Annotated in this window: 13 protein-coding genes; 6 read left to right on the forward strand and 7 right to left on the reverse strand. The window is 48.0% G+C overall.

The genetic code is table 11. The features are described from left to right. The first annotated feature begins 75 nt into the window (after nt 1–75). From H8K36_RS11520 to H8K36_RS11530, 3 genes are all read left to right on the forward strand, one after another. Nucleotides 76–1,401 (forward strand): FHA domain-containing protein, encoded by a 1,326-nt coding sequence (locus H8K36_RS11520; RefSeq protein ID WP_186916337.1) that lies wholly within the window; start codon nt 76–78, stop codon nt 1,399–1,401. 168 nt (nt 1,402–1,569) lie between these two features. Continuing rightward, nucleotides 1,570–3,630, forward strand: a complete 2,061-nt coding sequence (locus tag H8K36_RS11525; protein ID WP_186916336.1) for an SPFH domain-containing protein — start codon at nt 1,570–1,572, stop codon at nt 3,628–3,630. 64 nt (nt 3,631–3,694) lie between these two features. Beyond that, complete coding sequence (locus tag H8K36_RS11530; RefSeq protein ID WP_186916335.1) at nt 3,695–5,020, forward strand: serine/threonine-protein kinase; 1,326 nt, start codon at nt 3,695–3,697, stop codon at nt 5,018–5,020. Here the strand turns inward: H8K36_RS11530 and H8K36_RS11535 are convergent. The 5 genes from H8K36_RS11535 to H8K36_RS11555 form a co-directional block, all read right to left on the reverse strand. Continuing rightward, complete coding sequence (locus H8K36_RS11535) at nt 5,017–5,322, reverse strand: hypothetical protein (RefSeq protein ID WP_186916334.1); 306 nt, start codon at nt 5,320–5,322, stop codon at nt 5,017–5,019. The genes H8K36_RS11530 and H8K36_RS11535 overlap by 4 nt on opposite strands. 393 nt (nt 5,323–5,715) lie before the next feature. Then, entirely contained in the window at nt 5,716–6,186 is a 471-nt protein-coding gene (locus H8K36_RS11540) for a DUF6985 domain-containing protein (protein WP_186916333.1), read from the reverse strand. Between the two features lie 39 nt (nt 6,187–6,225). Beyond that, on the reverse strand, nt 6,226–6,462 hold the full coding sequence (locus tag H8K36_RS11545; protein WP_186916332.1) for a hypothetical protein: 237 nt from the start codon (nt 6,460–6,462) through the stop codon (nt 6,226–6,228). A 61-nt stretch (nt 6,463–6,523) separates the two neighbouring features. Continuing rightward, nucleotides 6,524–7,021, reverse strand: a complete 498-nt coding sequence (locus H8K36_RS11550) for a hypothetical protein (RefSeq protein ID WP_186916331.1) — start codon at nt 7,019–7,021, stop codon at nt 6,524–6,526. A gap of 1 nt (nt 7,022) precedes the next feature. Then, the gene (locus H8K36_RS11555) at nt 7,023–7,490 is read right to left on the reverse strand and encodes a MarR family winged helix-turn-helix transcriptional regulator (RefSeq protein WP_186916330.1); all 468 of its coding nucleotides are present in this window, start codon (nt 7,488–7,490) and stop codon (nt 7,023–7,025) included. A gap of 189 nt (nt 7,491–7,679) precedes the next feature. Here H8K36_RS11555 and H8K36_RS11560 point away from each other — a divergent pair, with 189 nt between their 5' ends. After that, nucleotides 7,680–8,030: a DUF3147 family protein gene (locus tag H8K36_RS11560; protein WP_186916329.1), complete on the forward strand. Its 351-nt coding sequence runs from the start codon at nt 7,680–7,682 to the stop codon at nt 8,028–8,030. A 115-nt stretch (nt 8,031–8,145) separates the two neighbouring features. Here H8K36_RS11560 and H8K36_RS11565 read toward each other — a convergent pair whose 3' ends face one another. After that, the gene (locus H8K36_RS11565; protein ID WP_186916328.1) at nt 8,146–11,022 is read right to left on the reverse strand and encodes a M16 family metallopeptidase; all 2,877 of its coding nucleotides are present in this window, start codon (nt 11,020–11,022) and stop codon (nt 8,146–8,148) included. Between the two features lie 338 nt (nt 11,023–11,360). On the opposite strand from H8K36_RS11565, the gene H8K36_RS11570 reads away from it, so the two are divergent. Together H8K36_RS11570 and H8K36_RS11575 are read left to right on the forward strand one after the other, a co-directional pair. Further along, on the forward strand, nt 11,361–11,786 hold the full coding sequence (locus H8K36_RS11570) for a hypothetical protein (protein WP_186916327.1): 426 nt from the start codon (nt 11,361–11,363) through the stop codon (nt 11,784–11,786). A 108-nt stretch (nt 11,787–11,894) separates the two neighbouring features. Continuing rightward, nucleotides 11,895–12,320, forward strand: a complete 426-nt coding sequence (locus tag H8K36_RS11575) for a hypothetical protein (protein ID WP_186916326.1) — start codon at nt 11,895–11,897, stop codon at nt 12,318–12,320. 53 nt (nt 12,321–12,373) lie between these two features. Here the strand turns inward: H8K36_RS11575 and H8K36_RS11580 are convergent. Then, on the reverse strand, nt 12,374–12,474 hold a 101-nt coding region (locus tag H8K36_RS11580; protein ID WP_186914244.1), incomplete at its 5' end, for an integrase core domain-containing protein.

Below are 12,474 nucleotides of genomic sequence, written 5' to 3' on the forward strand. Positions count from 1 at the left end.
GCGACAAAGTTCGGGCCTACAATTTGCTCACAAGACCTTGAATCCAGTTGCAAAATCGGTATACGCGCCTTCTTTATGCACATTCCACCCATCCTACCGTCACCGTCACTACTAGCGTCGACGAGCTATGACCAGCACCCCGCTGCGGCGGCGGCTGTCTCGCGCCTGCGGCTCAGTGCCTACGATCCTCGAGCAGTTGGAGGTAGGCAGACCGTACGCCTCAGTTTGCCTAGCGACTTCGCCGTGGGTTTGGATAATCTAGAACTCCGTGTGCGTTGTGATTTGCTACCAATGAAGACGAGCCAATATCGTTTTGTTCGCTCGCTGTCAGGTGAATGGCAGTCGGTCTTACTGAGTTTCTCTTCGCGGAACAAAGAACACGGACAATATCCTTTAGAAATGGAATTGCGTTTCCATCATGAGCAGGCTTGCGTAAAACGTTGGCTCTGCAGCACGGTATTGCTTCTGCCGCGTAGTGACGCGAGCTTAAGTGAAATTCATCAAGTGTTCTTGGCGAGTCAAAAGAATGTCCGTGTCATCGCCGAAGATGGCGCGATCGCGCGACTACAGCAAGGTCAACTCGACAGTGGACGACATCGTCAACTCAATGTCGAAGTTATCGCGCGCGATGCGTCATTGGCACAAGTGGCCATGCCGAGTGATGCAGACCAAGGCCATAGTGAGACCGCGCCAGGTTACCTAGCCTGGGACGAAGTTTTGGTCGAAGTCGCAGCAGAAGCAATGACGCAGGAACAAGCGCTGCAACGCGAATATCAACAAAAGAGCGTGGCGACTTCTGCAAACATCACCGCCCCAGCTATTTCTACAGAGGAGCGCTGGTGCGCCTTTTATCATCCTGTACGCCATCATTGGCTACGTATTCTCGAAGGCGAAACTTGGCGCATAGGCAGAGCTGTGGAGAAGGAAACTCAAGCCTTAACCAGAAACGCTGATATTCAGATTGCCCATCCGCGCATCAGCGCCATGCATGCCACGCTGCAACGACAAGAAGGTGGTGTCGAATTGATTGATAGTTCGCGTTACGGTGTGCTGCTCAATGGCGAGCGTCTCGCTCCCTTACGCCCGGTCAGATTGCAAATCGGCGACCGTATCGACTTATGTGCAAGCTTTGCTGGGACACTGGTGTGGCAAGTCATCACACTCAATCAAAACATGTTAGTACTGCAGCACAGCTCAGAACATGGCGCTTTCGAGACTCTGTGTCTGATCTTCCGAGCAGCGAATGAAAAGTCTTGCGCCATCGCCAACGTCTATCAAGGTTTAGCGCAGATGCAAGAGCAAACACAAGCACGTGGCATTCCCAATTTTGGCGCGGAAAACGCCACTACGAACTTAGACAGCTGGAAACGTTTCGAGCAGAGTTACCCGCCACAAATATAGTTATTTCACCAACGAAAACTAGACTAACTTACAGATCTAACACCAACAAGCGTTGAGTTGGTGGGTTTTCACCCTTCTATTCAGACAAAGCAAAAAATCGGCGACTGCTACTATTTTGAGCATGATGCGCTGTCTTGGAAAGCGCAGCCTTTGCTTGAGGAGTCTCGCATGATCAGCTTATTTAAATCCGCTCATTCTGGTTGCAGCCGGTGCGCGCAGCCACATCACAATGACACACGCTTTTGCAGCGTTTGCGGTCTCGATTTCGACGCTCCCGCTCAACACGTGCTGTTAGCGCCAGATGAGGTCGCCATCGGATTTCATGCAACTAAGCTCGGCGATTTTTTAGCTTTGCATGCCCAACATGCGCATCAACTTCATATTCAAATTTTTCAATATGGGCAGGTGCATGACCTCACTCAAGATCAAGCGCTCAGTGTTGATAAACAAAGTGCTGCTGGCATCTTTATTACGCGTAAAGGCCGTTTTGATGTGAACGTAGTGGTCGACGATTTACACACCGCTGAATTTCTCCCCTTGCAAGCAAATATTCGACTACAACTGCATGTTGCACAAACTCGAGAATTCGCCGAACAATTTATGTCGGGAAGCTGCCGTGTGACCTTAACAGATCTGCAAACCTTGTTTTCCCCCAGCGTGCGTCAGCAATGCTTAGAAATGACCAATGCCCATACGCTCAGAGAGTTACAGGACCAAGTCGGACTCCAACAACATCTTCAACAAGAGATCAAGGCAACACTCGCAGCGCAACTTGAAAAGCTTGGCCTTGCTCTTGATCGCATCCAAGTCCAAGAACTTCGCCACGACAAACTCTCCAGTGCGAGAGAAAGCCTAGGTGAAAAACTTGGTAGCTTATACCTCATTATTGATCATCAACGTGCCAATAATGCGCATCGCAAACAGATCGATGCCTTATACAGCGAGGCAGAATGGCAGCAAATCGCCCGTGATGAAGAGCGGGTTCGTTTGCGTTATCGTCGCGAGGAAATGCGCCAACAACTGGGCAACGATCTATCGTGGTTGTATTTGCGTGGTGAACACGAGAATGCGAAGAAACGCTTAAGCCGCGCCAAGCTACGTCAAGACGAAGCAGAGCGTCTACACGCGATTCAATTGCGTGAACTCGAGCTCTATGCGCGCATTGCTGAAGCCAGTACTCGCAAACAAGCCATCGAACAAGGGGCGGCTAGTGCGGTACAGGAGCTCGAACATCAACTTCGCGAAAAGAAAGATCAGCAGCAAAACGAAGTTGACGAATGGTTGCATATCCGCACTTTGGCGCGTATCAAAATGCGCTCAGAGTCTGAGCTAGCACAGATGCATAGCAAGGAAGCGGCGCAACTGCTCCAGCAGAAAATTGAACATCAATTACAAGCACAGCGTCTTGAACATGATCTCGAAGTGAATCAACGCCAGCAGCAGAGCTTAAGACAACAAGAGCAAGCCGCCTGGCTACACGAGCAGCAAAGACAATTACAACTACGCGAACAAGCACTAGAAGAGGAAGCCCATCAAACACGCTTGCTCAGCCTCAGCTTAGAAACGGAAGTGCGCGCACGCGAGTTCAAACGCATACAGGCTTGGGAAGACGAGCTGGCGCAACAACGGCAACAACAGCTACAAAGCGAGTCAGTACTCAAAGCGCAACAACAGGCGGTACAAATGGCGACGCTCAAACAGCAGATCGCTCAATTAGAACACCAGCAAGCGCAACAACAGGCCTTAGCGCAGCATGACAAACTCAGTCGCACCTTGGCTTTAGAGGCGCAATATGCGGAGCTTGAACAGCAGCGTCAACAGCAATCACATGTGGCCCAAGCACAGGCCGAACTCGAAGTTCAGTTGCGCAAATTTGAGGCAATTGCCGCACTGAGCGAAACCAGTAAGATTGCGGTAGCTGATCAAGCAAATGCTGCCATGCTGACAGACGTGTTGAAGTTACAGACCATGGCCGCCATGAGCCCCGAACAAATTTTAGCGATCCAAGCAGCTCAGTCGGAGCACGCAGCGCAGGCGGTAGCCGAAGTCAAACGCCAAACTCATGGTCTCTCTTGGGAAGATACGGTGCGTATGCTGCACGAACGGGTACAAGAGGAGCGTGCGCAACGACAAGCAGAGCAAGAACGTCGACACGAAATCGATCTGCAAAACGCACAAGGTCTTGCTTTTGCACGTACGCCACCCTACGGTCCTTTGCAGGGTAAATGAGGTAGCAGAGTTGGTGCGCCTTCCATGGCGTGCCATGACACTTTTTTGGCGGCTTTAGCAAACTATGTCGACAGCGATTCAACAGATACGAGAACTACGCGCCTTGCATGAGGAAGGTTTGTTGAATCAGGACGAGTTCGCCCTGCGCAAGAACACCATACTCGATACCTTATTCTCTCTCTCCAAGTCTAAAGAGAGCGATGTCAAACCCGCTTCAGTCGTTGCAAACAAATCCCTCGCTGGCGATACCGATCTCGGTTATGTCGCTGGACAAGAACTGAGCGCCAGCCATAAACATTATCGGCTCATCAAATTGATCGGTCAGGGTGGTATGGGGCAGGTGTGGCAGGTGAATGATGTCAGCACCGAGCTGGAACTAGGTCATGCAGAAACACTAGCACTCAAAATATTAGCCCCCGAGTATAGTGACAGCGCCATTCATCGTCGCCTATTGATCGAAGAAGCGACCCTCGTTCGCAAACTCGCGCATGAACATATTGTTCGGGTGTACGACTGGGGGCGTGATCCAGCTACTGGCAACTACTTCATCGTGATGGAATGCTTGCAAGGGCAAGATGTTGATCATTACTTGAGTAAGCATCTGCATCAAGCCGAAGTAGCACAGTCGGGCATAGGGCTACCTCAAGCCCTCAATATTTTGATGCCTGTCGCACATGCTTTGGCTTACGCTTGGGACAAGTATCAACTAGTGCACCGCGATCTGAAACCGGGTAATCTCTTTTTGTGTAAGAACGGTAGTGTCAAACTTCTCGATTTTGGCATCTCGGCACGGCTGCGCAGCCATTCACAACATCCTCAAGATGCTCAACGGAAAACTGAGCCCCATCTCAAACCGGGCCCACATGCTGGCACTGCGGGCTACCGCGCACCAGAGGCTGGCACGCATCAGCAAGTGTATCAACGTTCACTCGATGTATATGCGGTGGCTGTCATGCTTTATCAAATGCTGACGGGCGCCATGCCTTTTCCAGAACAGAGACTAATTCACCATCAGCCCGCCAAGCCAAGTAAGCTTAATGCAGGACAGTGGCAGGCATTACAGAAAGGCTTTGCCTGGGACCCACGGCAAAGACATACCGATGTATTGGGCCTATTGCAAGACATCACGCAGCAGATGCAAGGCAGTGGCATTGCGCCAGCCTTTCACGACAGCGATCTGCGCGCTCAACAAAGGCAACAACGGAAGGAACTCGAACAACAACGTAGGCTGCAAGCCAGCCAAGCGTTAATACAATTGCAGGCAATGGTTAGCAAGCAATACCAAGCAAATGCAAACAGTCATGCATCGGTCCCCTTGCTTAAAACTCAGTGGGAAGCCTCAAAAACATATCTTGCTCGGATGAGTACTGGGACCCAGAAGAATACTTAGCGTTCGATATCAATGTCGACGCCATGCTTTTTGAAGTACCACTGCATGAAGGGTATCTCGATTAACAGATAGGTGATCACCGTGAACCAAAACCAATTCGCCTCAAATAAAAACATATTGAAGGCATAAGCAGTATTCCAACATTGCGAGCCGACGATCAACAAGGAAAGTGCCGTCGCCACCAAATCACATTGCGCGATCTTCTTGAAGCTATTGCCTGCAAACTTGGGGTAGATCACGAGATAACCGACGACAATAATCACAAAATTAAGTCCGATGACGGTAAATTCTAGGCTATCCATTTGTGGTCTTTCCTTTGATTTTTTGGGGTGTAGATCGTTCTAACATCTGGCTTTCGGCTTCTCAAATGGCCCCCATTTAATTCAATTAACGAGTAGGACTAAAAAAGAATAAAAGCAAATTGAAGCTTAACAAGATGGGCGCAAGCAGTGTAATCATCCATTGATGCGCTTGAGTTGAATCAGAACGTTTATTAAGTTTCCAGATGGCGATGGGCACCGCAAACAGTAAGAATATTGCTAGGAGAGGCAATATGTAGACTATCAGCATGCCTAGCGCCAAGCCGCCCTGTGCATTGAAGAGCCCTAGATTACCGAACGCTCGATCAATCAAGATCATTACAATTGAAATGACGAGAATGATAGCGGAGATAAAGATTTTTTGAACAATCGGAATCATGGTCGCAACACACTTCCGCACAGCTCGTTGAATTCCCCATCTTGAAATCTCGCCGCCACTGTATGCTCCTCGTCCCAATCAGTGCGATATGCAATTTCTGTCGCTAACTCATTTGCCAGGTAATAGACCGCCACGTATTCAATCTCCACATATGCCCAAATATCTGCGGCACGATTAATTTTAAGCTGAGACGCTGAACCAGTCTCTTCTGAGGCTAGAACTTCTGCGTATGGCTCATAGTGTTCGAAGAGTGCTCGTTCGATAGTTCGACACCAATGGGGATAGTTGTGTAGGGCAAGCTTCGCAGTCGAGATGGCGTCGGATTCTGGCGATTTTCTTGTCCCACTCAGAATCAACGGATATTGTTGGCCCATCAGCCCGATTTGTCCACGCCACATGCCTCGACTACGTTTTAGCTCACCTAACTCTTGGTCGAAGTATGAGGGCGAGGAAAATAGAGAGAACATATATCCACCTTCTTTTCGTTGGTGACTAAGCTTACTTTTTTAGCCTAGAAGATATGCTGAGCCAGTTGCTTTCTTCACCCACTCTTCATCACTTTTAATCACTTGTTCAGCGCGAAGTGCCAATTTCGTTGCAATAGCAATCGAACGCTCGACCAACTCATCCTCATTCTCTGCAGTTAGACTTTGATGCTGAAGTAAGCCAGCAAAGACTGTCGCTGCCATTTGGGCGACCACTGATTCACTATGTTGCAAATGCAAGAATTCTTCTTTTGTCATACTGTCTCCATGTATTTCTAATGATCTCAAAGATTGTCGCCGACTATGTCAATCGCAATCACTAGTCTAATGCGCGACTCGCTTCACACAAAGCTTTGGACAATAGGTCTTTGTCGATTAAACCCGATGCCGGTTTGCGAACCGACGCACCCGCTGAGATAGCCCCACTCTGATACGAGATGCCATAGATCGTAGCATAAGTGCCGCTTGCATCCATCACAAAAGCATAGGCACCGTTAAAACCCTCAGCACTCAATGCTTTAGCAAATTCAGTGGCCGAAGCTGCCGAACCATGGACTGCCTCGATCAATTTTGTCCTATCTAAGGCTTTCGGAAATTTATCGAATTGCACACTTTCTATGCCATCGATTTCGACAAACTTGCGCCAGCATGGATGTTCAAAATTCTTATCACGCATGGCCTTAAATGATTTCGTTCCGAGTTCGGTTTTACTGAAATCGAAGAAGGCGACAACCAAAGGTTTAGAGCCAGCGTTGGCTGCCAAACTGGCGCATAACAGCGTGATGAAACAAAAGCTATAGAAAAGGAGTCGACGCATATTAAGCCTGCTCCACAAGACCATCTTCCTCTTGTTGTCGGTTACTGTTCACCAAGGCCTCTATCAAAATCGCCAGTGCATCATGTATCTGTGCGTGTTGAGCTTGCGGGATATGTTCGAACACTTGTGTCGCATGCGCATTCAAGGTTTGTTCGAGTTTTTCAGCACGAATACGACCCAGCGCCGTCAGACTTAATTTGACGCTACGCCCATCCGTGTCATGTGGCGACTTCTGCACCACACCATCGGAAACTAAGGAATCCACCGCGCGACTAATCCAGGCTTTATCGAGTGATAAACGATCTGCCAAAGCTTGCTGGCTCAAACCATCAACGCGCAACAATTCCGTCAACACGTGACATTGCACATTCGAAGCACCATCCACTGAGGCGGATTGCGCACGTTGCGAGCGTACGAATAAACGACTGAGTTCACGGACCATCAACGCGGGATCATCTGGGATAGGCATGGTGTTGAGTATCTTTCATTAGGAAACAGCCGAATGCTAAGACCATCGGAAATCGATGTCAAGGACAACTATTTGATCTTGCGCATGAAATCGATGCTTTTCGCACTAGCGCGTGATGTTCAGCTTACAATCCAAGGCATGAGTCGCCTTCCAAAATGGAAATGGTGCATTTCTTGATTAAGGAAAAGCATGTGGTATCTAAGCGCCAAATATCTCATTACCGCCGCGGTGGTAGTGGTGATTTCTGAATTAGCCAAACGTAGCGACAAACTTGGTAGGCTCCTTGCCGCCTTACCATTGGTCACTTTACTGACCTTGATCTGGCTCTATATCGAAAATCAATCGCCCGATAAAATCGCGAATCATGCGCGGTTCACCTTGTGGTATGTTTTACCAACGCTTCCCATGTTTCTTGCTTTTCCCTGGTTGTTAGAGCGTTTGGGCTTTTGGTTGGCTTTATTCGCGAGCGCATTGATTTCACTCGTTTCATTTCTTTTGCTAGCTTTCGTATTGAAACGATTTGGTTTAGCCTTGTTTTAGTGGCCATATGAATTAGGCCCTGAAACAAAACGCCCACTATGCGACTACGGCATAGTGGGCGTTTTTAGTTTGACCTACCTAGATCCAAAACTCTAGGTAAATCCAAGCACATCAATTACTTCGTTTCCGCATTCAACAAGATCGGTTCACCAAATCCCAACTCTTTCATACGCGGCAGTTGAGTTTTCGCGTCACCCACCACCAACCACACCATACGGCTTGGGTCGAAGTAGGTTTGTGCCAGTGACTTGATCTTCTCTACCGTCATGGTCTTCACGATTTGTTCGCGATCTTTAACGTAGTTCGGTTTCCATCCGTATTCGCTGATGTTGTCCAACATACCCAATTTAGCGCCCGCTGTTTCGAAGGCGCGTGCATTGCTCTTGATCATAAAACTTTGCGTGGTCGCCAGATCGTCTTTGGTGTAAGTCGTCGCGAAGTCTTGCAATATCTTTTTGACCAATTGCGTCGACTCTAAGGTCACATTGCTACGCACGCCACTGCCAATCGTGAATGCGCCTGCGCTCTTGCTACCGCTAAAGCCCGAATTGATGCCGTAAGTGTAACCTTTACCTTCACGCAGTTCTTGTGTCAGACGTGAGGCAAAACCACCACCACCTAAGATGTAGTTCATGACAGAAGCTGGGTAGTAATCTTTGTCAGTTACTGCCAATGCTGGATAACCTATACGCAGGACCGATTGTTTTGCATCTGGAATATCGTAGAAATACACCTTTCCACCAATAACGCTTGGCGCCGCGGCTGGTGCTGGCAAAACGACTTTACCTGCTTGCCATTGTTTTGCCAGCCTCTGTAGGGAGGCAGTCACTTCGGCTTTTGGCACTGCACCGACCACATGCATACGTGCCACCGAAGCAGCCATATTTTTACTGTAGTAGGCTTTTAAATCATCTAAGCTAATCGCATTGATCGTCTCTGCCGTACCCAACTGATTGCGTGATCGGATGTTATTTTGACCGTACATCAATTTCGAGAATTGAGCGCCAGCAACGGCATTTGGATTTGCTTCCTGTTGACGAATTTGGCTCAGAACACTTTGCTTCATGAGGGCAAATTCTTTTTCATCCCAACGCGGTTGCAACAACATCTCTTCGACTAAGGCTAAAGTCGCTTGGTAATTGCGCGCCAAAGTATTCACACTGATTCTTACATCTTCAGTACGTGCCGACACATTGATCGAGGCACCGAGTTGTTGCATCGCTTCTTCCAACTCTTGTGGTGTCTTCTTGGCCGTGCCCTTCGTCATCAAACGCGCCATCAAGTTAGAGACGCCAACCTTGTTGATATCCTCTAATAGCAAACCACCACCGACCACAATTTCAAATTGCATCAACGGTACTTCTTTGTTTTCGATGCCGTATACCCGCATGCCGTTGGCTAACTTGCTTTCCCACACCGCTGGCACTTTCACGTCAGCAGCGGCGCCGTAAGCTGGCTCTTTGCTACGATCAATCTTGGACGGTGTTTTGGTGTAGGTCGCGTTGATATTTGGGTCAACCGCATCTTCCGCACCTTGTACAATTTTTTCTTCAACAACTTCTGCTTTAGTCGAACCAGTCAAGGCCAGATTCAATTTACCTTTCGGTACGAAACTTGTTGCAACAAAGTTCTTATCCTTGATGTACTTCTGGTACACGCGCATCACGTCTGCCGGAGTCACCGCCAACACGTTCTTAATATCTTGCTCGATATAGGCTGGATTACCGTTGAGATAGTTGTACTCAGCAAGTTGAGAAGACTTACCCAGTACACTTGAAAGCGAATTGTAGAACTGCGTTTCTTGACCTGCTTTAATTCGATTCAAATCTTTTTCTGAGATACCTTCTTTTTCGAATTTGGCAAAAGCTTCATTGACCGCTACCGCCACGTCATCCAAAGATTTACCATCGAAGGCACGCACACTCAACATAAACTGGCCAGCCAACTCGGAATTCTGACTACCGATACTGACGTTGGAGGTCAATTTCTTATCTTCGACCAAAACTTGATTGAACGGCGCTTTCTTGCCACGTGAAAGATATTCCGCTAACACTTCTAAAGCATAGGAATCAGGATGTAATTGCTCAACCGCTGGCCACGCCATTGTCAAAGCCGGTACACGTGCAAAATTATCTTCATGGTAGAACTTGACCGTTTCTTTGACGAAGCCAGCACGTTTTGGCAAGGATGGAATCTCTTCACCACGCTTAATCTCACCAAAGTATTTTTCTACCCATTTCTTCGCTTGCACAGGGTCAAAATCACCGGCGAGGACGAGCGTCACATTATTCGGCACATACCAACGACGGAAAAATTCTTTGACATCATCGACCGTCGCGTTTTGCAAATCTTCAAGTGAGCCAATCACTTGCCAGTTATAAGGATGATCGGCAGGGTACATCGCTTTATCAATCACGTACGAAGTATGACCGTAGGGATTATTATCGACGCTCTGACGTTTTTCGTTTTTAACGACTTGCTTTTCCTTGGCCAATACTTGATCCGTGACGGTATTGATGAACCAACCCAATTTATCAGCTTCAGCCCAGATCATTTTTTCCAAAGCGTCTTTAGGTACCGTTTGTAAATAGTTGGTGCGGTCTTGTGAGGTGGAGCCATTAGCGCCAGAACCACCAATACGAGCAGTCATTTTATCGAGACCACCTTTGCCGAGGTTTTCTGACTCCAAAAACAGCAAGTGTTCAAACAAATGCGCGAAGCCGGTACGGCCTGCTTTCTCACGCGCAGAACCCACGTGTGCAGTCAGATTAACTGCAACCACAGGATCAGAACGATCAATGTGAAAAATCACGTCTAAGCCATTCGGCAGAGTGAATTTTTGGTATTCAATCTTCAAGCTAGCTTTTGCAGACGCAGCGTTTGGTTTTGCGGCCATTGCTTTGTCTTCCGCTGCATGCGCTAACACGGGAAAAACACTTGCTGCAGTTCCCATTGCGCCTAAGACGGCAGCGACTAATAATTTTTTCTTCATTTTTGTGTCCCTTGAAATGGTCTAATTCTTCTTGCTACAACAGTCAAAAAATAGAAATTGTGGATGAGTTTCAAACCGCATTGGTCATGTTCTCATTTCATCATTTTGCGTGCGCAGTATTCCTGATGCCTGCACTTTATACAAGAGTGCATCAACATTTAGACTTGCCACTTGGAAAAACGCGCACAGCGGATTGCCTAAACCAACCGATAACAGACTCATTTCGCGGTTCAAAGTTCCCCATTGCGTCTGATATACGAGCACAAAATGACTACTCTTGATAAGATGACGCACTCTAGTAAAACAGAACTTAGCTACACCAACCTTTTAATCGGCATATGGCTCCGCTCTTTCCTTCACATGGCAAATACTCACTCTACCGCGACGGTCAGGTCTTGGTGACTGAAGTGGTCGGCCCATGGAACTTAGAGCTGGTTCAAGAATGGGCACGTTCAGCGATTCCATTTTCGATTGAGATACAAGAGGACGGCCCTTGGGCTGGAATCGCCATTATGTCGGAGTCCATGTTAGCCACACCAGATGCCATGGCGGCACTCCGCAAAGTGGTCGCTGCCAGTGTTGAACAATTTAATTGTATCGCCCACATCGTTGTTGCCGCGCCAGGAGTTGCGGGCAAAGGCGTCGTAGAACCAGCGTTTGAAAAGGTATATGAGGGACTATGCCTATCCGGTTTTTTTGATGACTACGTGAGCGCTAAGCAATGGGCAACGAAGGAAATCCATCAGCGAAATTCGCAGAAATAATCTTGCCTCAGCAAAATTAAATCATTACTGGTAACATAGCCTTAGCGTTCGCTTGAACTGGCATCTCGTTTAACGATAGACTAAATCCCACAGGGCGTAGAGTCAGCTATGACAAAACCATTTCCACCTCACGGCAAATACAAGATTTATTGTGATGGACGTTTGTTAGTCACAGAAGTCGTTGGACCGTGGAATGTTGAATTCATACGTGACTGGTCAAGCGCTGCCATCCCCCTCTGTGAAGAATTAAAATCTCAAGCCCCTTGGATCGCGGTTGCCATGATTTCTGGCTCTATGTTGGCCACACCTGAAGCCATGGATGCGCTGCGCAAAGTGATACGAAACAGCGTGCAACATTATGGCTGTATCGCTCATGTACTGGTTGCTGAACCTACGGTCGCGGGACGTGGCATTGTGGAATGGGCCTTTCAGAAAACTTACGATGGTCTGAGCCAGTCTGCATTTTTCGATGACTACGAAAGTGCTAAAGCATGGTCGTTGGCTCTGTTAGCTAGTCATCCAAAATCAAGTTAGTTTCTTCGAATCTCAGCAGAAGCTTAATGTCCAGTCCTAAAATATATTGACAACTAAAAGTGTTGCAAAGACGCCCGATGAACCTCATCGGGCGTTTTGTTTTTCAGGCTTGAGTGGGGCCGCTCGTTGTTATAGATTTGAATGGATTGTGCAA

Origin of the sequence: Affinundibacterium nitidum (assembly GCF_014284155.1) — a bacterium.
Classification (GTDB): Bacteria; Pseudomonadota; Gammaproteobacteria; order Burkholderiales; family Burkholderiaceae_D; genus Undibacterium; species Undibacterium nitidum.

Bases quoted from the DNA above. Each gene is read 5' to 3' on its own strand.
- H8K36_RS11520 (WP_186916337.1), top strand. From the start codon at position 76: ATGCACATTCCACCCATCCTACCGTCACCGTCACTACTAGCGTCGACG.
- H8K36_RS11525 (WP_186916336.1), top strand. From the start codon at position 1,570: ATGATCAGCTTATTTAAATCCGCTCATTCTGGTTGCAGCCGGTGCGCG.
- H8K36_RS11530 (WP_186916335.1), top strand. From the start codon at position 3,695: ATGTCGACAGCGATTCAACAGATACGAGAACTACGCGCCTTGCATGAG.
- H8K36_RS11535 (WP_186916334.1), bottom strand. From the start codon at position 5,322: ATGGATAGCCTAGAATTTACCGTCATCGGACTTAATTTTGTGATTATT.
- H8K36_RS11540 (WP_186916333.1), bottom strand. From the start codon at position 6,186: ATGTTCTCTCTATTTTCCTCGCCCTCATACTTCGACCAAGAGTTAGGT.
- H8K36_RS11545 (WP_186916332.1), bottom strand. From the start codon at position 6,462: ATGACAAAAGAAGAATTCTTGCATTTGCAACATAGTGAATCAGTGGTC.
- H8K36_RS11550 (WP_186916331.1), bottom strand. From the start codon at position 7,021: ATGCGTCGACTCCTTTTCTATAGCTTTTGTTTCATCACGCTGTTATGC.
- H8K36_RS11555 (WP_186916330.1), bottom strand. From the start codon at position 7,490: ATGCCTATCCCAGATGATCCCGCGTTGATGGTCCGTGAACTCAGTCGT.
- H8K36_RS11560 (WP_186916329.1), top strand. From the start codon at position 7,680: ATGTGGTATCTAAGCGCCAAATATCTCATTACCGCCGCGGTGGTAGTG.
- H8K36_RS11565 (WP_186916328.1), bottom strand. From the start codon at position 11,022: ATGAAGAAAAAATTATTAGTCGCTGCCGTCTTAGGCGCAATGGGAACT.
- H8K36_RS11570 (WP_186916327.1), top strand. From the start codon at position 11,361: ATGGCTCCGCTCTTTCCTTCACATGGCAAATACTCACTCTACCGCGAC.
- H8K36_RS11575 (WP_186916326.1), top strand. From the start codon at position 11,895: ATGACAAAACCATTTCCACCTCACGGCAAATACAAGATTTATTGTGAT.